Genomic DNA, 25,083 nt, shown 5'->3' with positions numbered 1-25,083 from the left:
GGCCCGGGAGGTCTGTGTCGACGACCGCACGGCTCGTATCCGGCCGGGCCGATCCGTCAGGCGAGCGCGGCGGTCCACTTCGCGGGCGTGAGGCCGTAGGCCCGTTTGAACATGCGCGACATGTGGGCCTGGTCGGCGAAGCCGGCGAGCTGGGCCGCCTCGGCCAGGGGCACGCCGTCGCGCAGCAGCAGGCGGGCCAGGTCGAGTTGCCGCATCGTGCGGAAGCGGGTCGGGCTGGTGCCGAACGCGTCACGGAACTGCCGCGCGACCGTCCACCGGTCGAGGCCCGAGACCTGCTCGAACTCCGCGAGCGTGCGCCGCACCGTCGGATCGCCGGCGATCAGGTCGCGCACCCGGGCCAGCGCCTCCAGCGCCAGCGGAGCCCGCCTGCCCGGCCGTACGGAGGAGTGCCGCACGAGCGTGCGGACCACCCGCAGCGTGAGCGTGAGCCGTTCGACCTCGCCCAGCGGCTCGTCGATGTCCCGCAGGCACGCGGCGAGCGCGGGGTCGGCGTCGCGCCGCCCGATCACGGGATCGGCGACGAACGGCAGCGGAGCCCCGCCCAGCGCGTCCTGGACCAGGGAGGGATCGAGGTAGACGATCCGGTAGGCGAACCCCTCGTCGGTGCCCGCCACGCCGTCGTGCGGCTCGTCGGGGTGCAGGACGTGCCACTCCCCCGGCAGGCAGTGCCGCTGCTCACCGCGATAGCGGAACGTCTGCACGCCCCGCAGCGTCATCCCGATCGCGTACGTGTCGTGGCGGTGCGTGGCGAAGCCCTCGCCGGTGAGCGACGCCTCCAGCCGTTCGATGCCCGCCGCGCCGGAGCCGAACCGCAGCCGATGGCCGGGCCGGGTCCCGCCGTCCGGCAGATGCCGTCGCAGGCCCGCACCGCCGTCCGGTGACTCGTGCCGCACGCGCCGAGACTACAGGCGTTCGCGGCCGGCGGCCGGAGCACGTCCCGCCGGAGCGGGAGGCGGCGGTTTTGACCCCGGCTCGCCCCACCGATCACGATGGGGGCGTGAACGAAACCCCTGTTGAGGTGCCCTCGCCGCGGCCCGGCCGGGAGACGGCGCCGAGCATCCGGGACGTCGCGGCGGCCGCGGGCGTGTCCCGGCAGACGGTGTCCCGGGTGCTCAACGCCTCGCCCAAGGTGAGCGCCGAGACGCGGCGGACCGTCATGGAGGTCATCGAACGGCTGCGGTATCGGCCCAACCGGGTGGCCCGGGCACTGGGGACGGGACGGGCGCGGGGCGTGACGGTGGTCACCTCCGACACCATGCTGTACGGCTACGCCTCGACGCTGCAGGGCATCGAGGAGGCGGCCCGGGTCGAGGGCCTGGCCGTCGGGGTGCGGGTGATCGAGTCGGACCGTGACATCGACGTGCGCAACGCCGCCGACTACGTCAGCGATCCGAGCGCCGGGGGTGTGATCGTGATCGCGTTCGACGCGGCCGGCATCGCGGTGCTGCGCGCGCTCCCCGACTCCCTGCCCGCGGCGGCCGCGATCGAGCCCGGCGTGCCCGTGGTGGGCCGCCCGGCGATCTGCCTGGACGAGCAGCAGGCGTCGGCCGAGGCGACGCGGCATCTGCTTGCGCTGGGACACCGGACCGTCCACCACGTGGCCATCCCGTCGGAGTCGGAGCACAGCGGACGTCTCGCGGGCTGGCGCCGCGCGCTGGACGAGGCCGGGGCGGCCGTCCCGCCGGTGGTGCCGGCGGGCTGGGACGTGCGGTCGGCGTACGAGGCGGGACGGGTCCTGGCCGCCGACCCCGGCGTGACCGCGATCCTGTGCGGCAACGACGACATCGCGCTGGCCGTGCGCCGCGCCCTGTTCGAGGCGGGCAAGGACGTGCCGGGTGACGTGAGCATCGTGGGCTTCGACGGGGTGCCCGGCTCGAAGTACTGGACGCCGGCGCTCACGACCGTGGAGATGGACTTCGCCGGGCTGGGCCGCGCCACGGTGGCGGCGGTGCTGGCCGAGCTCGCCGGGGAGCCTCAGCCGGCCGTGTCGCTGACGCCGCCGCGGCTGGTGGTGCGCGAGTCGACGGCGCCGCCGCGCGGCTGAGCCGCGTCCGCGGCGGCCGATGGCGGGCCCCGGCGCGGCGCCGGATGTTGTTAACAACACCGTAACGGGCCCTTCCCCTCGATTGTGTGACCGGTCACACTCGCATTTATGTCGATGTGACCGGTCACACACCTGCTCCGGAGAACCCGGCGCGATCGTCAGGAGACGCAGTTGAACTCACGGCACACCGAGACCAGCCTGGTGTGGGGGCACTCGGCACTGCGGGTGGTGATCGCCATATCGCCCGACGGCGTGGTGGGCATCCGCGAGCTGAGCGCGGGCGGCCCGGTACCGAGATCGCCCGCGCAGCCTCTCGTGGAGGTGCTGCTGGCCGGGCAGGGACGGGCGCGGGCCTCCCACCGCTTCTCCGACACCGCCGTCGGCCGCCGTTTCACCTACGTGGGGGCCGAGCAGGTCCGCGACGGGAAGTGGCACGAGCTGCGGATCACCCTCAGGGACGAGCAGACCGGCCTGGAGGCGCACACGCACCTGCGCTCGGCCGAGGGCGTGCCGGCCGTGCGGTCCTGGACGACGATCGACAACCGCGGCGCCCACGAGGCGGTCGTGCTGGGCGTGACCTCGTTCGCCGCCGGGTTCCCGGCCGGCTCGGCCGGCGGGCTGGACGTCGTGCGCGGCGACAGCGAGTGGCTGGGCGAGAGCCGCTGGCGCGTACGCCCGCTGCGCGAGGAGACGGCCGACCTCAACCTGCCACTGCACGGCCAGGACGGCCGGGGCCGCCTGGCGGTCACCAGCACCGGCACCTGGTCGACCGGGCAGCACCTGCCCACAGCGGGACTGCTCGACCGGGAATCCGGGCGGGCGTGGCTGTGGCAGGTCGAGCACAACGGCCCGTGGCGGTGGGAGATCGGCGAGCGCAGGGACGGTGTCTACGTCGCGCTGCTCGGCCCCACCGACATCGACCACCAGTGGCACACCGTCCTCGCCCCCGGCGAGTCGTTCACCACGGTCCCGGCGTCGGTCGCCGTCTCCTCCGGCGGGCTGCACGGCGAAGGACTCCACAGGGCAGGACTCCACGGCGCGGTGGCCGCTCTGACCGCCCACCGGCGCGCCCTGGTGCGCCCTCATCAGGACCGGGCCCGCCTGCCCGTGGTGTTCAACGACTACATGAACACCCTCATGGGCGACCCGACGACCGCGAAGCTCATCCCGCTGATCGACGCCGCCGCCGAGGCGGGCGCCGAGGTGTTCTGCATCGACGCCGGCTGGTACGACGACGACGGCGACTGGTGGGACAGCGTGGGCGAGTGGCAGCCGTCCCGGACGCGGTTCCCGCGGGGCATCGAGGAGGTGCTCTCCCACATCAGGACGCGCGGCATGGTCCCGGGCCTGTGGCTGGAGCCGGAGGTGATCGGCGTGCGCAGCCCGATGGCCGGCAAGCTGCCCGCCGGGGCGTTCCTGCAGCGCGGCGGCACGAGGCTCGTGGAGCACGGCCGCTACCACCTCGACCTGCGGCACCCGGCCGCCGTCGCCCATCTCGACGAGGTCGTCGACCGGCTCGTGGAACAGCTCGGCGTGGGCTACTTCAAGCTCGACTACAACATCGACCCCGGCGCGGGCACCGACGTGGACGCCGTGAGCCCGGGAGCGGGGCTGCTCGCCTGCAACCGGGCCCACCTGGCGTGGCTGGAGGCGGTGCTGGACCGCCACCCCGACCTGATCCTGGAGAACTGCGCCTCCGGCGCGATGCGGATGGACTACGCCCTGCTGTCGCGGATGCAGCTCCAGTCCACCAGCGACCAGCAGGACCCCCTGCTGTATCCCCCGATCGCGGTGGCCGCTCCCCTGTCCGTCCTGCCGGAGCAGTCCGCGAGCTGGGCCTACCCCCAGCCCGCCATGGACGACGAGCAGGTCGCCTACAGCCTGTGCACCGGCATGCTGGGCCGCCTCTACCTGTCCGGCCACCTGCCCACCATGACCGGCGCGCAGCGCGACGCGGTCAGGGCGGCCGTCGCCGCCTACCGGGGCATCCGCGGCGACCTGGCGACGGCCGTCCCCGTCTGGCCGCTGGGGCTGCCGGGCTGGGCCGACCCCTGGCTCAGTCTCGGCCTCACCACCCCCGGCCACACGTACGTCGGCGTCTGGTGCCGCGCGGACGAGCGGACGACGGCCTCGCTGTCCCTCCCGCACCTCGCCGGACGCCGGGTCGGCGTCGAGGTCGTCTACCCCCGCCACCTGCCCGCCTGGGACGGGGGGTGGGACCAGGAGAGGGGCCGGCTCGTCCTCACCAAGCCGGTTCCCGGCCCTTCTGCCCGCATTTTCCGCATCTCACATGCGTCCCCGCCCGACTCATCCCTCCCGCTCTGACATCCCGGGCCTGCGGTCCGGACGCCCCCCGGAAGAGAGATCGAACCCATGAAGAAATGGCAGACCCTCGCGGTCGTCGCCGTGCTCGCCGCGGGCGCCGCCGCCTGCAGCGACCCCTCTGTGGACTCCTCCGCGGACGCCGGCGGCGGCACCGCGGGCGACTCGGCCATCGCCACCTGGGCCGAGCCGACGGCCAAGCTCGACGGCGTCACCCTGACGATCTGGGCCGCGCAGAACAGCAACACCGTGCCCAAGCAGGTCGTCGACGCCTTCGGCAGGGCCACCGGCGCCAAGGTCGAGATCGTCACCATCCCCGATCCGTACGAGCAGGGCGTGCAGACCAAGGTCGCCACCGGGGACAAGCCCGACCTGGCGTTCTGGCAGCCGACCGCGTCCATGCTCACGGCGATCAACGCCAGGACCAACCTGCAGCCGCTCGACCAGGCCCCCTGGCTGTCCAAGCTGGCCCCCCAGCTCAAGGACATCACCGGGATCCTGAACGGCACGCGGTACGCCGCCCTGATCACCAGCCCGGCCGTCGAGGGCGTCTACTACAACAAGGAGGTCTTCGAGGCCAACGGGATCACCGAGACCCCGAAGAACTTCGACGAGATGATCGAGCTGGCCCGCACGCTCAAGGCCAAGGGCGTCACCCCCTTCTACGAGATGGCCGGAGACCGGTGGGCCACCCAGTGGTGGGTCCAGGTCCAGCTCGCCGACGCCGCCAAGGACGGGCTCTGGGAGAAGATCAACAAGGGTCAGGAGACCTTCTCCAGCCCGGTCGTGCTCGACGCGATCAAGAGGTACAAGTCGCTGATCGACGAGGGACTGTTCAACAAGGACATCAAGACCGCCACCTTCGAGGACCAGGGCAAGGCCCTGCTCGACGGCAAGGCGGCCATGGCGGTGCAGGTCAACTCGTTCTTCGGCCAGCTCCAGGCGACCGCGGACACCGCCACCCTCGACAAGAGGATCGGCTTCTTCCCGATCTCCCCCAGCGGCAACGTCGGCACCTTCATCCCCGACCAGTCCAACGCCCTGGTGGCCTTCAGGACCGGTGACGCCAAGCGCGAGGCCGCCGCGCGCCAGCTCCTGTCGTTCTGGATGGGCCCGGGCTACAAGGACTTCGTCGCCGACCGCAACACGGTGTCCCTGGAGACCGGCGTGCCGAGCCCGGCCTCGGTGCCCAAGGCGCTGCGGCAGGTGCACGACTCCCTCGGCGAGGCCGTCGGCTCCATGCAGGCCCTGGCCGTGGCCAACCCGGACCTGTACATCAACCTCGCCGACATGATCACGGGCACCATGACGCCCGAGCAGGTGGCCTCCACCACGCAGGAGCAGTTCGCCCAGCTCGCCAAGGCCGCCGGCGCGGCCGGTTTCTGACGCCCGACGACAGGCCCATCGCCAGTCACCCGAGGACATGCCATGCTGACTGCCACGGACACCCCCGTCCCGGACCGGCCGCTCGCGCCGCCGCCCGCTCCGCGTGGTCCCGCCGGCCGCGCGCGCCGCGGGCAGGACCGGACCCACCCGATGTGGTTCATGGCCCCGGCGCTCGCGATCCTGCTGGTGTTCTTCTTCCTGCCGACCGCGTTCAACTTCGTCTACGCGTTCACCGACTGGTCGGGCTTCAAGAGCGCCATCAGGCCGGTCGGGTTCGGCAACTTCGCCGACCTCGCCTCCAGCGGCACGCTGTTCTCCGCGCTGCGCGTCACCGTGGTCTACGCCGTGCTCGTGGCGGTCTTCCAGAACCTCTTCGGGCTGGGCCTGGCCCTCCTGCTGGAGCGCGACACGTGGGTCAACCGCACGCTGCGGGTCTTCTTCCTCATCCCGGTGCTGATGTCCGCCCTGGCCGTCGGCTACATCTTCCAGGCCCTGCTCAAGCCCGAGGGCAGCCTCAACCAGCTGCTGTCGCAGCGCGTCGGTCACGACGTGAACTACGCCTGGCTGGGCGACACCCGATGGACCATCGTCGTGGTCGCCGTGGTCCACGCGTGGAAGTGGATGGGCCTGTCCATGCTCATCTACCTGGCCGGGCTCAAGACGATCCCCGAGGACATCATGGAGGCGTCCCGCATCGACGGCGCGTCGCGGTGGCACGCGTTCCGGCGGCTGCGCTTCCCGCTGCTCGCCCCGGCGATCACCTTCAACGTCGCCACCGCCCTGCTCGGCTCCATGAACGGCTTCGACATCGTGCAGGCCACCACCGGCGGCGGTCCGGCCCGGACGACCGAGATCCTCAACATCTTCATCTACCGGACCTTCGGACAGGGCCTGTTCGCCCAGGCCACGACCATGAGCCTGGTGCTGTTCCTGCTCGTGTCGCTCATGGCGTTCCCCGTCATCCGCATCCTGCGCAAGCGCGAGGAGATCCTGTGACGCCCCGCTCCCCCGCCCGCCGCGACGCCTCCACCGCGACCGGCCGCCTGCAGCCGTTCGCCGCCACCGCGCTCGCACTGGTCACCATCGGCATCCCGCTGTGGCTCGTCGTGGCCACCGCGGGAAAGTCGCGGGGCGAGGCCCTCATCCCGGATCTCACGCCGCCCACCCACTGGCACCTGCTGGAGAACCTGGGCGAGGTGTGGAGCGAGGGCGAGGTGCCCGCCGCGTTCTTCGGCAGCCTGCTCGTCGTGGTGCCCGCCGTGACCGGCGTACTGGTCTTCGGGTCGATGGCGTCCTGGATCCTCGCCCGGCGCGCCACCCGGGTCAACGCCGTGCTGTACGCGCTCGCCATCAGCGGCATCATCCTGCCTCCCGCGGTGGTCACTGTCGTGCTGCTGCTGCGCCAGCTCGGCCTCGCCGGCAGCGCCGTCGGGATGATCGGCGTCTACATGGGCATCTACATGTCCACCGTGATCTTCTTCGTCACCGGCTTCGTCCGCACCATCCCCGTCTCGCTGGAGGAGGCCGCGCAGATCGACGGCGCGGGACCCGTGCGCGTCTTCTTCCACGTCGTCCTGCCGCTGCTGCGGCCGGTCCTGGCCACCGCCACGATCCTCGTCTGCCTCTACGTGTGGAACGACGTCTTCTACGCCTTCTTCGTGGTCGGCGGCCGCCTCGACACCCTGCCGCTCAACCTCTTCCGCGTCGCCAGCGCCGGGCTCTACCTCGACAACTGGCACCTCATCTTCGCCTACGTCATCCTCATGAGCCTGCCGCTCGTCGTGGTCTTCGCCGTCGCCCAACGCAAGATCATCTCCGGCATCACCAGCGGCGCCGTCAAGTGAGCGCCGCGGAGTGACAGCCCCCCTCAGGGGCGCCCCCGCGTCCCGGTAACAGGAGAGGACACCCATGCACCGACAAAGGTCATCCCGGCGTGCCCGCATGACGGCCGCGACCACGGCCCTCGCCGCGGCGGCCCTGACCGCCGGGCCCGTCGCCGGACCGGCGGACGCGGACACCGCCACCGCCGCCGCCGACGTCGTCGCGGTGGACTTCGCCCAGCGCACCGGGCCGGTCCACGGCGGCGCGACCGGCATGCTGTACGGCCTGTCCGACCCGGGCGTCCCGGGGGACCCCCTCGTCGCCGGCGCCCGGCCGCGAACGGTCGCGCAGAAGGCTCCGGACGGCGACCAGCATCCCAACGGCGACGCGCTCACGATCGCGGACGGCTTCTTCGCCGCGGGCGGCGAGGAGGTCGTCGTCTACATGCAGGACGTCTACAGCAAGTGGCCCTACGAGAACCTCGGCATCGACGACTACCTCGCCAAGGTCGACGCGATGGTGCGCAAGGTCGTCGCGGAGCGCCCGCAGGACAAGGACAGGTTCGTGTGGGTGCCGTTCAACGAGCCCGACGGCATCTGGTACCAGAACTGGTCCACGATGAAGCAGAAATTCTTCGACGACTGGAAGGCGGTCGTCGAGCGCATCCGCTCGATCGACCCCGGCGCCCGCATCGTCGGCCCCAACGAGGCCCGCTACAACCCCGGCCGCCTGCGCGACTTCCTCACCTGGGCCAGGGACACCGAGTGCGGCGCGAAGAGCTGCCTGCCGGACATCATGGCCTGGCACGAACTGTCGCGCGGCAGCCTCGCCGCCTATCGCGGCCACTACGACGACTACCGGCGGATGGAGCGCGACCTCGGCGTCGGCCCGCTGCCGATCAACATCGACGAGTACGGCAACCGGCGTGACATGTCCGTGCCCGGCCAGATGATCCAGTGGATCACCATGTTCGAGGACACCAAGGTGGACGCCGACATGGCGTTCTGGACCTACGCCGGCAACCTGTCCGACCACGCGGTGCGCACCCGCCAGGCCAACGGCGCGTGGTGGCTGCTCAAGTGGTACGCGGACCTGACCGGGGAGACGGTGAAGGTGACCCCGCCGCGGCCGGACGTCCCCGACACGGTCCAGGCCCTCGCGGCCGTCGACCCCTCCGTACGGCGGGGCACCGTGCTGGTCGGCGGCGGCGCCGCGCCCGTCCGGCTCGACCTCTCCGGGCTCGACCCCGCGGTCTTCGGCAGGCAGGTCGACGTCGTCGTGTCCCGGACGACGTGGTCCGGCTACGAGGGAGACGCCACGCAGCCGCCGGTCGTCGCGGCCACCCGGACCACCCTGCACGGCGGGACGCTGCGGGTCGACCTGCCGGGCGGCGACGTGATGGCCGCCTACCGGGTCACGATCGTCCCGTCGAGCGGCGGCGCGCCCGCGGCCGACGCGCCGTGGAGCGTCTCGGTGGAGGCCGAGTCTGCCGGCCTTACCTCGGCCCAGGTGCACGACCAGGACACCACGGCCGACCCGCAGCTCTACGCGACCTCCGGCAAGCGGGACGTCGGCTCCATGAAGACGGCCGGCTCCGCCGTCACCTTCCCGGTGACCGTGCCGCGCGACGGCCGCTACCGCCTGGGGATCTTCCAGGGCGCGAACAAGGCCCCCGGCAGGCACGCGCTGTTCGTGGACGGGAAGCTCGACCAGATCGTGCAGTATTCGGCCGACCTCGGCTGGACCTACCGCGGCCGCACCGACGTCGAGGTCGAGCTGACCGCCGGCGCCCACGAGCTGTCCCTGCGCACCAGCACCGACGGCACGACCCCGCTGCCGGGCAGCGACATCACGCTGGACAAGTTCGACCTCACCGAGATCACCGGCCCCGAGCGGGCGGCCTACCCGGCCGACGAGGCCCGGTTGTCCGGCGGCGCGGGCATCACCCGTGAGGGCAGGGGCGCCGCCGTCACCCTCGGCGGCGACGCCCGGGCCACGTTCTTCGCCGCCGTGAGCGAGGACGGCTACTACGACCTGACCTTCTCCTACAAGGCGGCCCGAGCCGGCGACCTCGGCGTCCGCGTGGACGGGCGAAGGATCGCGGGCGTGCGGGCGACGCGTCCCGGCGAGGCGGCCTCCCGGGCCCGCGTCTACCTCCCGGCCGGCGTCTCGGTGATCGAGGTGGGCGGCCCGGCCGGCCTGCGGCTGCGCGGCCTGACCACGGTCAGGGCCGAGGAGGCGGACGCAGCGGCCCACCGGATCGAGGCCGAGCAGGCGCAGCGCGCCGGAGCGGCCCGCGTGGTCGCCGTCCCGGCGACGAGCGGCTCGAACGCCTCCGGCGGCGCCTATGTGGGCGACATCGGCAACGGCGCGGGCAACACGCTCACCCTCACCCGGCCCGCCGGGTTCGGCCCCGGCGAGTACGTCCTCGTGGCGCACTACGCCAACGCCGACAGGAACACCGGCCACCCGTACAACACCGACGTCATCAGCCGGTTCCTCGACATCACCGAGACGGGCGGGGCGACGACGCGCGGCGTTTTCCGGCACGGCTACGCGTGGGACAACTTCTGGTCCCAGGCGACGCCGCTCACCCTGACGACCGCCTCCGGGGCGCTCGTCCTCGGCAACGCGACGGCGTACGCGCCCAACCTCGACCGGCTCGAGCTCGCGCGGCTCGTGCTGGAGGTCGACAACACGGCCAAGTGACCGGGACGGCCCGCCGTGTCCCGCACGGCGGGCCCTCCTCCTGCGGGCGTCCACGGGGACGATGGGCAAGACGGACCGCATGTCCCGTCCGCGCGTAGGACGATGTGACCATGAGCACACCCCCGGCGCCCCCAGCCGAGCAGGCAACAGTCGAGCAGGCCGTCGCCCGTATCGCCGACGAAACGGGGGAGGTCGCGGGCGCGGGAGTCCTCGTCGCCGCGGATCTCGTGCTGACCTGCGCGCACGTGATCACCCGCGGGAAGGAGGAACGGCCGGAGACCGTGCTGGTGGACTTCCCGTTCCTTCGCACGGGGCCTTCGCGGGCAGGCGTCCACTTCCTGGCGTCGGCGGCAGCCGGTTCGGAACCGCCGACGGGGGATCTCGCCGTTCTCCGGCTGGAAACCGCGCTGCCGCCGGACGTTCGGCCGGTCGAGTTCGCCGCCTCCGCGCCGCCCGGCCTTCAGGTCAGCGTCTACGGTTTCCCGAACGGCTACCCGGACGGGCGCTGGGTGTCCGGGCGCACGGTGGGAAGCCTGCCGAGCGGCGCCGTCCAACTGGAGGTGACCGACAGCGCCGGGTTCACGGGCGGCTACTCCGGAGCGCCCGTCTGGAGCCCCGAACTCGGCGCGGTGCTCGGCATCATCTTCGCGGCGGACGGGCAAGGCGGCAGAGCGGGATACATGAGCCCGGCTCCCGCTCTGGCCGAGACGTGGCCGGAGTTCAACGCCGTCGTCCGCTCCGCCCCGGAACGAGCCGCCGGGGCTCCCGAGGGCCGGCGCCGGAGAGCCGCGGAGGTCGCGTCCGGCGGGCGGGAGCGAACGCAGTGGGTCAGCGACGCACCGGCCGACCACGACATGCTCAAGCGGACCGCGCTGGCGAACGTGCTCGCCAGGCAACTGCGTCACGCGCGGACGGAGACCCCCGACGCGTCGTTCCTGGTGCACGTCGACGGTTCGTGGGGAACGGGCAAGAGCACCCTGCTCAAGCTGCTCGCCCGCGAACTGCACAGCGATTCGATCGTGGCCTTCTTCGACACCTGGCGGCACGTCCGCATCGAACCGCCCTGGTGGGCGTTGCTCGTCACCATCCGCAAGGCGGTCGTCCAGCACAGGCCTCGCTGGCGGCGTCCCCTCTTCCTCCTGCGAGAGCTTCTGGCGCGCGTCCGCCGTGACGGCGCCCCTCAGGTGCTGTCGGGGCTGCTGCTGGTGGGCGGAGCGCTCCTCGCCGCGTTGCTGCTCAGGGCAGACGTCATCACGGTCCGCAGCGTCGAGCCGGCCTTCAAGACCGTCACGACCGTCGTCGGAGCGGCCGGCGCGTTGTGGACGGCCGGGATCCTCCTCAGCAGGTACGCGATGTGGGCGTCGGCGCGCAGGGCCCGCACCTTCGAGGACTCCCACACCGATCCCATGAACGACGTCGCCGAGCACATCGCCTGGCTCGTGCGCCACGCCGGGCGGCCCATCGTCGTCCTCGTCGAGGACCTCGACCGCTGCACCGCCGACTACGTCGTGAACTTCCTCGACTCCGTCCAGACGCTTGTCCGCGACGTGCCCGCGCATTGGCGGCGGCCCGTGCGCCGCACCCCCGGCTGGCATGCCCCGAGCTTCGTCGTCGCGATGGACGGCGCCTGGCTGCGCTGCGCCTACGAGAACGCGTACGAGACGTTCAAATCGGCCGTCGCCGAGCCGGGGCGGCCCATCGGCTACCTGTTCCTGGACAAGCTCTTCCAGCTCAGCGTCCCCATGCCCAGGCTCGGCGGGGCCAACCGGGACCTGTACTTCGGCCGGCTGCTCGGCGTGAGCATCGAGAGGCCCGCGCCTGCCACAGCCGGCCAGGTCCGCGCGGCGCTCACGGCGAGCAGCGACGAGATCGAGGTGCTGGAGACGCTGGCGAAAGCCGACCCCCGGGTCCGCGAGATCGTGGCCACGCAGGCGGTCGAACGGATCCTCGACGCCGGCGTACAGGACGTCTCCCGGCACGCCCTCGCGAAGTTCTCCCGGTTGCTGCACAGCAATCCGCGCGCGATGAAGCGGTTCGTCAACACCTACACCGTCCTGCGTGCCGTACGCGTTCTGGAGGGCAGCCTGGTGCCGACCGACACCCTCGCGCTGTGGACACTTCTTCGCATCCGATGGCCGGAGTTGGCCGACTACCTGGAGGCGCATCCCGAGGCCATCGATCTGATCATGGAAGGTTCCGGCGCGCAGGGCCTCCCGGAGTCGCTCCGGGAGCTGGCGCCCTCGGAGGACCTCCATGAGGTGCTGTGCGGCGTGCCGGGGGTGACGCTCACCCCGGACGTGATCCGCGCCTGTTCCGGCGCGGGCGACGACCTGGCGCCGCTCCGTCCGTAGTCTCCGGCGGGCGGCCCACGCTCCGATCGTCCTCGTCGTGCAGTGCGGTCCCGCTGCCGCCGCGGGCCGGAATGCCCGCGACGGTCTTGGCCGGGCGCGGGGTGAGCGACTAGGTTCTCGCCGTGCCCACCGCTGATCGCGCCTCCCCCGGCGTCCGCGTCTACGCCGTCTGCTCGGAGGTCCCGCCCGACGTCGTCGGCGGGCTGGGCCGGTACGCCGAACGGATCATGGACGCCCTGCGGGACGCGGGGGCGCCGGTCGTGGTCTTCGGCGCCACGGCCCGCCGGGGCCGGGCGCCCAGGGCGGAACGCCGGGGCGACGTCACACTGCGCCGCCTGCCCACCCCCGGGTACGGGCCGGGCGAAGGATCGGCCCTCCCCGCGGGTGTACGGCGGCTCGCCAGGATCGCCGGGCTGTTCGCGTTCAACGTGCGGGCGGCCGCCCGGATCCTGGCAGCCGAGGCGGGACGGACCGGGGCGGTCGTCGCCGTGCACGACTGGATGGGCTGCGTGGCCGGGATCCTGTGCCGTGTGCTGGGGCGGCTGCCGGTGGTGTTCCACGTGCACACCCGCGAGCTGAACGCCCCCGGAGTGGGGCGCCGGTCGGCGTACGCCGTCCTGCTCGACCTTCTGGAGACGGCCCAGGCGAGGACGGCGCACCTGATCCTCGTGCCGAGCGCCCGCATGCGCGACGACCTGGCCGCCCGCGGCTGGCCCGCGGACCGGATGGTCGTCGTGCCGCACGGCTTCGAGGAGCCCGCCCTGCTGCGGCTGGCCGGGCTGCCCGGCGGCGAGCGCGACCGGATCCGCGCGGAGGTGCGGCGGCGCTATCTGCCCGGTGGCCAGGGCCGGCTCGTCGTGTTCGCGGGGCGGCCGTCGCCGCACAAGGGGGTCGGCACGCTGATCCGCGCGGTGCCGCGGGTCGCCGCCGAGCACGGTGACGTGCGGTTCGTGCTGATCGGCGCCCCGGCCCCGCAGACCGGCGACGCCGCGACGGTGGCCCGGCTGATCGAGCGGACGCAGACCGGCGCGCACGTGGTCGCCGGCAACCGCTTCCTCGCCCCCGCCGAGGTGTTCGCGCACTTCCTGGCCGCCGACGCCTGCGTCTTCCCGTCGGTGTACGAGCCGTTCGGCCTGGTCGCGGTCGAGGCGATGGCGCTCGCCCGCCCGGTGGTCGTCGGGCCGGGCTACTCGCCGGAGGTCGTCGGGGACGGCGCCGTTCGCTGTGCCCGCGACGATCCCGGCGAGCTGGCCGAGGCCCTGCTGCGCCTCCTCGGCGACCCCGGAACGGCGGACCGGCTCGCCCTGCGGGGAGCCGCGTACGTGCGGGAGCGCTACAGCTGGGCGCGTACGGCCCGGCACACCCTGGAGGCGTACGAAAGCGCCGCGCGCCCCCGCCGGGAGCGTGGCCTGACGACGGCCGGGCCGCCCCGCGGCGGTCAGCCGATGCGGAGGGGAAGCGTGCGCGGTCCCCGCACCTGACCGGGGGCCCAGGTCACCGCCGAGGGGTCGGCGAGGCCGAACACGGGGACCCGCTCCAGCCAGACCTCCAGGGCGACCCGGAGCTCCATGCGGGCCAGGTGGGAACCGACGCAGCGGTGGATGCCGAGCCCGAACGCCGCGTGCCGGTTGATCTCGCGGTCGATGATCACTTCGTCGGCCCGGTCGAACTGCGCGGGATCACGGTTGGCGGCGGGGAACGACACCAGGACCCAGTCGTCGGCCTTCATGTCGGCGCCGCGCCAGTGGATGTCCTCCTTGACCAGCCGCGCCATCGTGACCGGCGCGTACGCCCGGAGGAACTCCTCCATCGCGGTCGGCAGCAGCCCCGGCTCGGCGACCAGGCGCTCGCGGTCGGCCGGGGTCTTCGCCAGGTGCCACAGCGAGGCGCCGATCGCGCTCCACGTCGTGTCGATCCCGGCGATGAGCAGCAGGGCCATCGTGCCGGCCACGTGCGAGGGCTCGAGCTTGCGGCCGTACAGCTCCGCCTCGATCAGGTAGGTGGTGAGGTCGTCGCGCGGGCTGGCGACGTGGTCGCGGATCTGCTCCAGCAGGTAGTCGAACAGCTCCCCCATGTTGGCGACCCGCTGCTCCGGCGGCAGGTTGACGCCTTCGAGCGCGTGCTCCACGAACTCCCGGAACCTGGGCCCGTCCTCCGGCGGGAAGCCCAGCATGTCGGAGATGACCCGCATCGGGATGTGCTGTGCGTAGTCGCGGGCGGCATCGACGATCTCCGCGCCCTCGAACCCGTCGATCAGCGAGTGGCAGAACGCCCGCGCCGCCTCCTCCCGCTTGGCCACCTCCTTCTTGGTGAACGCCGGGAGCAGCAGCTTGCGCGCGTCGTGGTGGAACGGCGGGTCGGAGGAGATCGGCGGCACGGCTCCCACCGGCGCGATGTCGCGGGGCGGCCGGTAGTTGCTCATGATGATCGCCCGGGAGGAGAAGTGCTCGGTGTCATAGGCGATCGCGGCGACGTCCTCGTACCGCGTCGGCAGCCACCCGCCGCCGAACCTCTCCGTGTGCGCGATCGGGCAGCGCGCCCGCAGCTCGTCCTGGATGGGGTACGGATCGGCGGCCCATTCGGGCTCCAGGTGGGAGAAGTCGCTCGCCCAGTCGGAGACCGGGCCGGTGATGATCTCGCTGCGCGTGCCGAGGGGCTCCTCCTGCCCCTCCCGGAAGTCGCGGACGAAGCGATCGTCGACGCTCATCTCATGCCTCCTCGACCAGGACGATCGCCTTCTCCGGGCAGTTGGAGACCGCGACCCGCGCGGCGCGCTCTCCGCCCGGCGGCACGACCCCGTCGCCGACGACCTGGCCATAGCCCTCGTCGTCCTCGGTGAACAGGTCGGGCGACAGGTCGTAGCAGCGGCCGTGTCCCTGGCAGCGCGCGGGATCGATCTGCACTTTCACTGGTGCTCCCCTTGTTTCTGTGGCGTCCGCGAAGCGGGGTCGGTCGGGGCGATGGCGGCGACGAGGCGGGTGAGCAGGGCGCTCCACTCCTCGTCGCCGACGGCGTGCAGGTCCGGCGTGAGCAGCGCGCTGCCCATCGCGAGCAGGAGGCACAGGTGGGCGACGGCGCCGGGTGAGAGCGCCGGGTCGATCTCACCGTCGTCCTGGGCGGCGCGGACGAGCCCGGCGAGCCAGCCGGCCCGCTCGCCGACGTAGTCGTGCATCGGACGGGCCACGTCCTGGTCGCGGCGGGCCGCGACCAGCGCCTCCACGATCAGGGAGCCGCGGGCGTCGGGACGGCGCGGGAGCCGGCGGCCCACGGCGACGAGCAGGTCCGCGACCGGCCGGCCGGGGTCGGCGGCCAGCATGTCGGCCAGCAGCCGGGGCCCGTGGGCACGCAGCGCGGCCACGATCAACTCGGCCTTCGAGCCGAAGTGCGCGTACAGGGCGCCGTTGCTCACTCCGGCCGCCGCGGCGATGTCGGCCACGCGCGTGCCGTCGTACCCGCGCCGGGCGAACACGTCGACGGCCGCGCGCAGCAGCCGCTCCCGCGTCTCCGCGGCGGTGACACCAGCGATCCGCCCCACGACGAAATTAAATGTTCGTTCATTTGATTGCGTCAAGACCGCATCCGCTCCTCCTAAGGCCAACGCCTCGTAAAAAATGGCGGCGGATGCGCCAAGCACCGGACAAAGGTCGCAAAATAGCAGAATGTTGAACAAATGGGACGAGCATCGCGACTGGTTCGTGGACGCGGCGCTGGCCGCGGCCGTCATCGCGTTCACCGTGCCCACGACGCTCACCGGCTACAGCTTCTCCCTCTGGGGCGGCGCGCCGGACGCGCTCGAGATCACGACGGGAGTGATCACGGCGGCGGCCATGATGGTGCGGCGCCGCACCCCCTGGCCCGCGATCGTCGCCTCGGTCGCGTGCGCCTGCGTCACCGGGCAGGTCGTGCCGATGATCCTGGCCGTCTTCTCGATGACGGCCGAGCACCGGGTGCGCCGGTGGCAGTACATCGCCCTCGCCGTGACCGTGGTCTACTTCGCCGTCGACTACCGCAACCCGCACAGCGACCACTCGGTCTACCTGAACATCGTCCGCGCGCTGACCCTCATCTACCTGCCCGCGGTCGTCGGCACCTGGGTGAACGCCTACCGGCGGCTCATCAGGGAACTGCGTATCGGCGTACGCGAACGCGAGGAGATCGCCGCCTCCGAGGAGCGCCGCAAGATCGCCAGGGAGATGCACGACACCGTCACCCACGCGGTCACCGCCATGGTGCTCAACGCGGGCATAGCCCGCGACACCACCGAGCCGGACGAGATCCGGGCGCTGACGGCGAGCATCGAGGACAAGGGCGTGCAGGCGCTCGGCGAACTGCGGCAGTTGCTCACCGTGCTCCGGCGCGACGAAGGGGACCTCGCCGCGGGCACCGAGGCCATCACCCGGCTGGTCGGCGAAGCGCAGGCCAGCGGGCTCAAGGTCGATCTCCGCCTCGACACTCCCCCGGGGGCGCTGCCACGACAGGTCTCGCACGCGTGCTACCGCCTCGTGCAGGAGGGGCTGAACAACGTGCGCAAGCACGCACCGGACTCCCTCGTCAAGGTCACCTGTGAGGTCACCGGCGACCAGGTGGCCGTCTCCGTGGTCGACACTCCGGACCGCGCCCACCCCGGTGAGAGGACGGTCAGGCCGGCGCCCTCCCTCGGCGGCGGATACGGCCTGGCCGGCATCAGGGAGCGCGTCTGCCTCGCCCAGGGCCGGTTCTCCTCCGGGCCGACCCCCGAGGGCGGTTTCGCACTCGCCGCCCGGCTCCCCCTCCGGCTGCCGCACGACTGAAACGGTTTTTCCCCTACCCAGCGGGGTAGGTCCCCCTCATACCGACCGGTACAGCGGGAACGTGAGCCCGGAACGCAGCGGCCCGGTTCACAGGGCCGCCGCCACGGAAGCGGAGCGCCGGCGCGCCGCTTCACACGCGTCTGCCGTAACGATCTCGTTTGAGGGTAGCCATGAAAGCCGTGGTCTACGAAGGCCCCCGACACGTCAGCGTCACCACCGTGCCGGACGCCAGAATCGAACGGCACACGGACGTGCTCGTCCGCGTCACCACAACCAACATCTGCGGCTCCGATCTGCACATGTACGAGGGCAGGACCGACTTCGAACCCGGCCGGGTCCTCGGGCACGAGAACCTCGGCGAGGTCGTGGAGATCGGGGACGCCGTCGACCGGGTCAAGGTCGGCGACATGGTCTGTCTGCCGTTCAACATCTCCTGCGGCTTCTGCGCCAACTGCGAGCAGGGCCTCACGGCCTTCTGCCTGACCACCAATCCCACACCGGGCCTGGCCGGCGCGGCGTACGGCTACGCCGACATGGGCCCGTACAACGGCGGTCAGGCCGAGCTGCTGCGCGTGCCGTACGGGGACTACAACTGCCTCGTCCTGCCGGAAGACGCGCGAGAGAGGCAGACCGACTACGTCATGCTGGCCGACGTGTGGCCCACCGGCTGGCACGCCACGATGCTCGCCTGCGTGCAGCCGGGCGACACCGTCGTCGTCTACGGCGCGGGCCCGGTCGGGCTGATGGCCGCCTACTCCGCCCTGCTCAGGAACGCGAGCGGCGTCATGGTCATCGATCACCATCCGGACCGGCTGGCCAAGGCCGAGGAGATCGGCGCGATCCCGATCGACGACTCCCGGGCCAGCCCCGTCGATCAGATCCTGGAGCTGACCCAGGGGATGGGCGCCGACCGCGGCTGCGAGTGCGTGGGCTTCCAGGCGCACGACCCGGAAGGCGCGGAGCATCCCAACATGACCCTGAACAACCTGGTCAGGTCGGTCAAGTTCACCGGGAACATCGCCGTCGTCGGCCTGTTCCTCGCCCACGACCCCGGCGGTCGGAACGACCTGTACAAGCGCGGTCAGGTGGCCATCGACTACGGGACCTTCTGGTCCAAGGGCCAGACGATGAGCACCGGCCAGTGCAACGTCAAAAACTACAACCGCCAGCTGTGCTCCCTCATCCACGAGGCCGGCGCCCGGCCGTCCTGGATCGTCTCCCAGGAGCTGGGCCTCGACGACGCTCCCAAGGCGTACGCGCACTTCGACGCGCGGGACAAGGGCTGGACCAAGGTGGTGCTGCACCCGAACGGAGCCGCCTGACCCGCCTTGATCACACGGCGCCGGGCCCGTGATCGCCCGAAGCGGGCGGACCCTACTCTTGGGGGGAGAGCCGCGCCGCGGAGGCGCCCGGCGCGACCAGGAAGGGACAGGCGTGCTCACCGTCTGCGTGGCCCCGGCGGACCCCCCGCTGATCGTCGAATCCGTCCGTGCCGCCGGTGGCGAGGTCGTCGGTGATCCCCGCAGGGCGGAGGCGCTGGTCTGGACCGACTCGCGGCCGGAGGGCGTGCGGGACTACCTGACGCCGAGCGTGCGCTGGGTCCAGCTGCCGTCCGCGGGTGTCGAACGGTGGACGCGGGAGGGGCTCGTCGACTCCACCCGGGTCTGGTGCTCGGCCGCGGGGGCCTACGCCCCGCAGGTCGCCGAGCACGCCCTCGCCCTGCTGCTGGCCGGAGTGCACCGGCTGCCCGCCGCCGCCCGTCGCCGTACGTGGCACCGCGACCAGCCCGGCACGCTGCGCGGGAGCACGGTGGCCGTCGTCGGCGCGGGCGGGATCGGCAGAGCGGTCATCCCCGCGCTGCGCGCCCTGGGCGCGGACGTCCTCGCGGTCAACCGCTCGGGCGAGCCCGTCGAGGGCGCGGCCGAGACGGTGCCGTTCGACGGACTGGCCGCCGTCTGGTCGCGCGCCGATCATGTCATCCTGGCCGCGCCCGCCACTCCGGAGACCTACCGGATGGTCGGCCGGGACCAGCTGCGGGCCCTGGGCCCGTGCGCGTGGCTGGTCAACGTGGCCCGGGGTGAACTGGTCGACACCGACGCCCTGCTCGCCGCGCTGCGCGCCGGGGAGATCGGCGGCGCCGCCCTCGACGTCACCGACCCCGAGCCGCTGCCGGACGGGCACGGCCTGTGGGCCGAGCCGAACGCGCTGATCACCTCGCACAGCGCCAACCCGCAGGCCCGTCTCGACGAGAGCCTCGCCGAGCGGGTACGCGAGAACGTCGCCCGCTACCTGCGGGGGGAGCCGCTCCTCGGCCGCATCGATCCGGCGCGGGGCTACTGACGCCGCAGCCGGGCGGTGGCCCTCACGTCCGTCCCGGCGGCCGGGGCTCTCGGAGCACCCGCCTGGCCGATCCTCCTAGCGGTGATGCCGGCGAGCGGCGTCCTGGCGATGGTGACGGGACTCGGCCGGGACGCGTACCTGCCGTCCGTCGTGCGGCGCGAGCGCCTGCTTCCGGCGAACGTCCTGCTGCTGACCCTGCTGCCGCAGATCGTCGTCGTGCCGATGAAGCTGACGGGGGCCGTCTGGCAGGGGCCCGTGTTCCTGTTCGCGATCGGCCTGGCACTGGCCGCGACGGCGGCGCTGTTCCGGGGCGTCTCCGCCGTCGAGGCGCCGCCGCCGCCCAGGGCGGGGCTGTGGCGGGAGACGGCGGAGGGGATCCGTTTCACGGCCCGGCATCCGGCGCTGCGGGCGATCGCCCTCTATCTGGTGCTGTCGGCCGTGGTCGCCGAGATCGCCGGCGCGGTGGCGGGCGAGGCGTGGGAGACCGCGTTCCGCGGCCTGAGCGGGGCCGGCAGCGGGTCTGCCTGGTGGCTGATGAGCGCGCCGGCGTACGTCCCTTGCGTCCTCGGGGCGCTGGTGGCCGTGCTGCTGCACCGCAGGATCGGGACCTTCCGCCTGGCCTGGTGGGCCCTGATCGTGAGCGGGCCGTTCACCCTGCTGCTCGCCTTGTCCGGCATCGGGCCCGGATGGGCCTGGTACGTCCTCGGGACCGCCGTCCCGGCGGCCGGAAGACTGATCGCCTTCGTCGCCCTGCTCAGCCACCGGCAGGCCGTCACACCCCACCGGCTGCTCGGGCGCACGGGCGCTGTGCTGATCGTCCTCACCACTGTGGCCGACGGCGTGGCGGGCCTCCTGGAGGAGCCCGCGGAGCGGCTGGCGGAGGTGGGCGGCGTCGCACCCGCCGCACTCGCCACGGTCGCCGCGCTCGCCGCCGCCGTCCCGCTGCTGCGGGCCCGGCGGTCCGCCGATCACGATGTGAACGGCGGGCTCGGTGACGACCGAGCCCGCCGCGTCATGGGGAGAACCGGCGATTAGGCGGATCGACCGACGACGATGCTCACAGGAGTCCCCTCTTCACGAGATTCCCCATGAGATCGCGTACTCCGAAGTTCCAGGGTTCGCACTCCTCGGCGTGCCGGACGCGGTTGACCAGGGTGCCGAGCGCCGGGGAACTGATCCTGACGATGTCGCCGACCTTGTGCGTGAACCCCTCGCCGGGGCGGTCGCGGTCCTGGATGGGCGCGAACATGGTGCCGAGCATGAGGACCGCGCCGTCGGGATAGTGATGATGCGGCCCGATCATCTGCCGCACCAGCGCCTCCGGATCACGTGACATCCGCGCCATCTCTGAGACGGTCTCAAGGCGGAAGCCGTCCATGCCTTCGATGTCGAGGCCCACCACGAGGCCGCGTACCTGTTCCAGGTCGAACCGCTCGTCGAAGAGCCGGATCAACGGTCCCAGCGCACACGAGGCGTTGTTGTCCTTCGCCCTCGGCAACAGCAGCGCGGATCGGCCCTCGACGTCCCGGAGGTTCACGTCGTTGCCGAGGGTCGCCCCCACGATCCGGCCGCTCGACTGGACGATGAGCGCCACTTCGGGCTCCGGGTTGTTCCAGGTCGAGGCGGCGAGCACGCCGACGGGGACCGCGGTTCCCATGGCGGAGAGGATCTGGCCCTTGGTGAAGATCTCGGCATCCGGTCCGATGCCGACCTCCAGGTACTGACTCCAGATGCCCTCGGCGACGAGGAGGTCCTTCAGCCGCGTCGCCTCCTCCGAGCCCGGTGACAGGCCGTGCAGGTCGGCTCCGAGGCCGGCGAGAATCCGCTGGCGGATGTCCGCGGCGAGCAGCAGGTCGCCACGGGCCCGTTCCTCGATGATGCGCTCGATCATCGAGACGGCGAAGGTCACCCCGGCGGCCTTGAGCGCCTGGAGGTCGACCGGTGTGAGCAACCAGGGCCGGGTGCGGTCCCGGTCCGCGGCGCCGGTGTTGGCGAGCACGTCCCGGAAGCCGCCGACCCGCCGCCCGTCGAGCCTGGACACCACGGCGGCGGGATCCGGCAGTTCACAGACGTCGCGGATCGTCGGGAACTCGGCGCTGATGTCGAGGACGTCGCCGTTGCGGACGACGACGGGTGACGGCCCTTCGACGCCGGGATCCCAGATCCGGCCGATCAGAATGCTGTCCTCGGCGTCGTCCGGCAGCGCGTCGGCGGCCGTGCCGAACCAGTCGACCTCGGCGGGGTACGCCGCGGACGATGCCTGGCTCATACGGAGTCTCCCAGGTTGAAGAAGGACCGCTCGTCCTCGGGGCGGATGTCGAAGACGGCGTCCTGGAACATCCGCAGGGGGTGGGGTGTGAAGGGGTGCCGCGCGATCGCCTCGAGATCGAGTTCGATGCCGAGTCCGATCCCTGCCGGGATCATGACGTCGCCCTCCTTCGTGAGCACGAGTCGTTCGTTGGTGATCTCCGGGCGCCACGGCACGTCGGTCGCCATGATTTCCAGGTATCGGAAGTTGGGCAGGGTCGCCCCGAGTTGCAGCGTCGCCGCGGTGCTCAGCGGCCCGCTGGGATTGTGCGGGGCGAAACCGACGTAGCTGGTCGCGGCGAGCGTCGAGATGAAGGCCAGCTCGGCGATGCCGCCGGCGTGCGTCACGTCGGGCTGGACGAAGTCGACCGCCTGACGGGCGATCGCCGGCGCGAAACCCTGCCGGCCGAACCAACGCTCCCCGGCGGCGATGGGCACCGGAGACGCCCGGCGGATGTCGACGAGGGCGTCGAGGTTGTCCGGAGGGCACGGCTCCTCGAACCACACCGGGTCGAACTGGGCGATCTCGCGTGCGACCTTGATCGCGTGGCGGACGTCGAACCGGCCGTGGCCCTCGATGAACAGCTCGACGTCGCGCCCGACCGCGGAGCGGACAGCGTCGATCTGCGCGAGCACGCGGTCCAGCTGCCGGGACGTGATCGTCAGGTCGAAGTTCTCGAAGGGATCCCACTTGAGACCGCGGAAGCCGCTGTCGACGGTCCTCCTCGCGGCGGCGGCGTAGTCCTCAGGCGTGACGGCTCCCGAGAACCAGCCGTTGGCATAGGCACGCACCCGGTCCCGGGTGGCGCCGCCGAGAAGCCGGGAGACGGGGACACCGAGCTCCCGTGCCGAGATGTCCCACAGCGCCATTTCCAGCGAGCTCAGCGCGGTCATGATGACCGGGCCGCCTCGCCAGTACCAGTCTCTCGCCAGCTCGTACAGGATGCCGGAGATACGGGTGGGATCGAGCCCCACCACGGCTTCGGCGACTTCGGCGACGGCTCCCTGGACGGCGCGCTCCTTGCCCTCCAGCGTCGCCTCGCCGAGTCCGACGATCCCCTCGTCGGTGGTGACGCGGACGATCACGAGGTTGGTGCGGTAGAAGTCGACGACGAGGGTGTCGACCGAGGTGATCTTCATGCTCCCGTTTACCCCTTCACGGCGCCGGCGGTCATGCCGGCCACCACATGCCTCTGCGCGAACAGGTAGAAGACGACGGCGGGCAGCGTGAACATGAACGCGACCGCCATCACCGTCTGGATCGGCGTGCCCAGCTCGCCGATGAAGTTCGCGATCCCCACCGAGGCCGGCTGCTTCCCGGGGGTGAAGATGAATGTCACGGCGAACACGTACTCGTTCCAGGCGTGGAAGAACGCGATGACCGCGGTGGCCGCGATGGACGGCGCGATCAGCGGCACGTTGATGCGCGTCAGCACCGTGAGCGGCCGTGCTCCGTCGACACGCGCGGACTCCTCCAGCGCGCGCGGGATGCCGTCGATCGCGCCCTTGAGGATGAGGGCGACGATCGGCAGGACGAAGGCGGAGTTGACCAGGATGAGGCCGCCCAGGGAGTCGAGCAGGCCGAACCGCCGGAAGAGCGAGAACAGCGGCACGACCATGAGCGCCTCGGGAAGCATCTGCGTGAACAGCAGAAGCACGGTCACGACGGCCTTGCCCCAGAACGAGAACCGCGAGAGCGCGTAGCCGAGCGGAATGCCGAGGCCGATCGAGAGGACTGTCGTGCCGAGGGCGATCACCAGGCTGTTGCGCAGCCAACCCAGCGCCTTGCCTTCGGCCAGCGCGTCGATGAAGACCCCGAATTGGGAGAAGTCGGGGACGAGCCGAGCCTTCGCGGCGAAGAGATCCGAGTTGCTCGACAGCGCCGTGACGATCATCCAGTACAGGGGGAAGACGGCGACGCCGAGCACGACGAGGACGCCGAGGATGCGCAGGGTCAGACCGATGCGAAGCGGCCTCATCAGCGGGCCTCCCTTTCGGCGGCGCGGGCGACGAACCGGCTGCCGGCGACGACGATGAGCGACACGACCACCCCGACCATGCCGATCGCCGCCGCGGAACCGAGTTGCTTGGAGTCGAAGGCCTCCGAGTAGAGGTCGATGACGAGCGTCTCGGTCGCGCCGACCGGTCCCCCCTTGGTCATGAGCCAGATGAGCTCGAACCGCCGCAGCGACCAGATGGTCATGAGGATGGCGAGCAGTCCGATGGTGGGCTTGATGACCTGCCAGGTGACGGCGCGGAAGGTCCACCACCGCCCTGCGCCGTCCACCGTCGCGGCCTCGGTCAGGTCCGGGGGCACGGACTGCAGCGCGGACAGCAGCACCACCGAGGTGAACGGGAACAGCTGCCAGATGGTCGTGGCGAGGATCGCCGGGAGAGCGTACTTCGGGCTGTCGAGGATGGCGCCGCCCGGGACGCCGAGGCCGACCGCGTCCAGGAAGCGGTTCACGATCCCGTAGTCCGGGTTGAGCATCCACGTCGCGATGAGCGCGACCGCGATGCCGGGCGCCGCCCACGGAATGGTCACCAGCGCGCGCGCCCACCCCCTGCCGCGGAACCCTTTGTTGAGAAGCAGGGCGACGGCGAGCCCGGATCCCACGGCGCCGACAACACACACGATCACGTAGATGAAGGTGGTGAGAAGGGTGCGGCGGAAGTCCTCGTCACCGAAGATGCGGGTGAAGTTGTCCAGCCCCACCCACGTGCTGCGGGTGGGGTTCAGCAGCGACGTCCGCGTGAAGCTCAGGAAGATCTCCTGAACGAGCGGAACGACCTGGAAGACGAGGATGAAGACGGCGGCGGGCGCCAGGAAGAGGTAGGGCGTCCACTTGCTTCCCCGCGGGCTGCCTCGACGCCGGGTCTCGGATCGAGACCCTGAGGTCTGCTGTTGTTTCAGCACAGTCATCGAGTTCGGTCCTTGTTCGAGTAGGACGCCGCCGGCGGGAGGGATGCTCACGCCGGCGGTCTCGTCCGA

20 protein-coding genes are annotated in these 25,083 nt (G+C 71.9%); 12 read left to right on the top strand and 8 right to left on the bottom strand.

Going from position 1 to position 25,083, the window contains the following annotated elements; translation table 11 throughout:
- Positions 1-56 precede the first annotated feature (56 nt).
- Complete coding sequence (locus BXA11_RS29225; RefSeq protein WP_239105248.1) at positions 57-914, bottom strand: AraC family transcriptional regulator; 858 nt, start codon at positions 912-914, stop codon at positions 57-59.
- Between the two features lie 104 nt (positions 915-1,018).
- On the opposite strand from BXA11_RS29225, the gene BXA11_RS29220 reads away from it, so the two are divergent.
- From BXA11_RS29220 to BXA11_RS29185, 8 genes are all read left to right on the top strand, one after another.
- Complete coding sequence (locus BXA11_RS29220) at positions 1,019-2,065, top strand: LacI family DNA-binding transcriptional regulator (RefSeq protein WP_204054002.1); 1,047 nt, start codon at positions 1,019-1,021, stop codon at positions 2,063-2,065.
- A 171-nt stretch (positions 2,066-2,236) separates the two neighbouring features.
- Positions 2,237-4,390 (top strand): alpha-galactosidase, encoded by a 2,154-nt coding sequence (locus BXA11_RS29215; protein ID WP_204054003.1) that lies wholly within the window; start codon positions 2,237-2,239, stop codon positions 4,388-4,390.
- Positions 4,391-4,438: 48 nt separating this feature from the next.
- Positions 4,439-5,773, top strand: a complete 1,335-nt coding sequence (locus BXA11_RS29210) for an ABC transporter substrate-binding protein (protein WP_076439709.1) — start codon at positions 4,439-4,441, stop codon at positions 5,771-5,773.
- A 42-nt stretch (positions 5,774-5,815) separates the two neighbouring features.
- Positions 5,816-6,769, top strand: a complete 954-nt coding sequence (locus tag BXA11_RS29205; protein WP_204054004.1) for a carbohydrate ABC transporter permease — start codon at positions 5,816-5,818, stop codon at positions 6,767-6,769.
- Complete coding sequence (locus BXA11_RS29200) at positions 6,766-7,617, top strand: carbohydrate ABC transporter permease (protein WP_076439707.1); 852 nt, start codon at positions 6,766-6,768, stop codon at positions 7,615-7,617. Before BXA11_RS29205 ends, BXA11_RS29200 begins: the two co-directional genes overlap by 4 nt.
- A 97-nt stretch (positions 7,618-7,714) precedes the next feature.
- Positions 7,715-10,303, top strand: a complete 2,589-nt coding sequence (locus tag BXA11_RS29195) for a CBM35 domain-containing protein (protein ID WP_076439705.1) — start codon at positions 7,715-7,717, stop codon at positions 10,301-10,303.
- A 110-nt stretch (positions 10,304-10,413) separates the two neighbouring features.
- On the top strand, positions 10,414-12,654 hold the full coding sequence (locus BXA11_RS29190; protein WP_076439703.1) for a P-loop NTPase fold protein: 2,241 nt from the start codon (positions 10,414-10,416) through the stop codon (positions 12,652-12,654).
- A gap of 122 nt (positions 12,655-12,776) precedes the next feature.
- Positions 12,777-14,135 (top strand): glycosyltransferase family 4 protein, encoded by a 1,359-nt coding sequence (locus BXA11_RS29185; protein WP_076439701.1) that lies wholly within the window; start codon positions 12,777-12,779, stop codon positions 14,133-14,135.
- Here BXA11_RS29185 and BXA11_RS29180 read toward each other — a convergent pair.
- Genes BXA11_RS29180 through BXA11_RS29170 form a run of 3 tightly spaced genes read right to left on the bottom strand, consistent with a single transcriptional unit; the run spans position 14,093 to position 16,189 of the window.
- Positions 14,093-15,361 carry a cytochrome P450 gene (locus tag BXA11_RS29180; protein WP_081903755.1) on the bottom strand — a complete coding sequence of 423 codons (1,269 nt, stop codon included), beginning with the start codon at positions 15,359-15,361 and terminating at the stop codon, positions 14,093-14,095. The genes BXA11_RS29185 and BXA11_RS29180 overlap by 43 nt on opposite strands.
- A gap of 1 nt (position 15,362) precedes the next feature.
- On the bottom strand, positions 15,363-15,563 hold the full coding sequence (locus BXA11_RS29175; RefSeq protein WP_030509837.1) for a ferredoxin: 201 nt from the start codon (positions 15,561-15,563) through the stop codon (positions 15,363-15,365).
- Positions 15,560-16,189: a TetR/AcrR family transcriptional regulator gene (locus tag BXA11_RS29170; protein ID WP_051762048.1), complete on the bottom strand. Its 630-nt coding sequence runs from the start codon at positions 16,187-16,189 to the stop codon at positions 15,560-15,562. The genes BXA11_RS29175 and BXA11_RS29170 overlap by 4 nt, the downstream gene beginning before the upstream one ends.
- A 124-nt stretch (positions 16,190-16,313) precedes the next feature.
- On the opposite strand from BXA11_RS29170, the gene BXA11_RS29165 reads away from it, so the two are divergent.
- The 4 genes from BXA11_RS29165 to BXA11_RS29150 all read left to right on the top strand — a co-directional run bounded on the left by BXA11_RS29165 (position 16,314) and on the right by BXA11_RS29150 (position 20,819).
- Positions 16,314-17,444: a sensor histidine kinase gene (locus BXA11_RS29165; RefSeq protein WP_076439699.1), complete on the top strand. Its 1,131-nt coding sequence runs from the start codon at positions 16,314-16,316 to the stop codon at positions 17,442-17,444.
- Positions 17,445-17,662: 218 nt separating this feature from the next.
- Positions 17,663-18,766: a glutathione-independent formaldehyde dehydrogenase gene (locus tag BXA11_RS29160; RefSeq protein WP_342202891.1), complete on the top strand. Its 1,104-nt coding sequence runs from the start codon at positions 17,663-17,665 to the stop codon at positions 18,764-18,766.
- A gap of 112 nt (positions 18,767-18,878) precedes the next feature.
- Complete coding sequence (locus tag BXA11_RS29155; protein ID WP_076439695.1) at positions 18,879-19,784, top strand: D-isomer specific 2-hydroxyacid dehydrogenase family protein; 906 nt, start codon at positions 18,879-18,881, stop codon at positions 19,782-19,784.
- A gap of 81 nt (positions 19,785-19,865) precedes the next feature.
- Positions 19,866-20,819, top strand: coding sequence for an MFS transporter (locus BXA11_RS29150; protein WP_143734572.1), 954 nt, complete (start codon positions 19,866-19,868; stop codon positions 20,817-20,819).
- 22 nt (positions 20,820-20,841) lie between these two features.
- On the opposite strand, the gene BXA11_RS29145 is transcribed toward BXA11_RS29150, so the two are convergent.
- The 4 genes from BXA11_RS29145 to BXA11_RS29130 are packed head-to-tail and all read right to left on the bottom strand — an operon-like array spanning position 20,842 to position 25,014.
- On the bottom strand, positions 20,842-22,053 hold the full coding sequence (locus tag BXA11_RS29145; RefSeq protein WP_083744660.1) for a fumarylacetoacetate hydrolase family protein: 1,212 nt from the start codon (positions 22,051-22,053) through the stop codon (positions 20,842-20,844).
- On the bottom strand, positions 22,050-23,231 hold the full coding sequence (locus BXA11_RS29140) for a mandelate racemase/muconate lactonizing enzyme family protein (protein ID WP_076439691.1): 1,182 nt from the start codon (positions 23,229-23,231) through the stop codon (positions 22,050-22,052). The genes BXA11_RS29145 and BXA11_RS29140 overlap by 4 nt, the downstream gene beginning before the upstream one ends.
- An 8-nt stretch (positions 23,232-23,239) precedes the next feature.
- The gene (locus BXA11_RS29135) at positions 23,240-24,070 is read right to left on the bottom strand and encodes a carbohydrate ABC transporter permease (protein WP_076439690.1); all 831 of its coding nucleotides are present in this window, start codon (positions 24,068-24,070) and stop codon (positions 23,240-23,242) included.
- Entirely contained in the window at positions 24,070-25,014 is a 945-nt protein-coding gene (locus tag BXA11_RS29130) for a carbohydrate ABC transporter permease (protein WP_076439688.1), read from the bottom strand. The genes BXA11_RS29135 and BXA11_RS29130 overlap by 1 nt, the downstream gene beginning before the upstream one ends.
- Positions 25,015-25,083 lie beyond the last annotated feature (69 nt).

The sequence above is a fragment of the Microbispora rosea genome (assembly GCF_900156315.1).
In the GTDB taxonomy this organism is placed as follows: Bacteria; Actinomycetota; Actinomycetes; order Streptosporangiales; family Streptosporangiaceae; genus Microbispora; species Microbispora rosea.
This window is presented reverse-complemented; position numbering and strand designations above follow the sequence as displayed.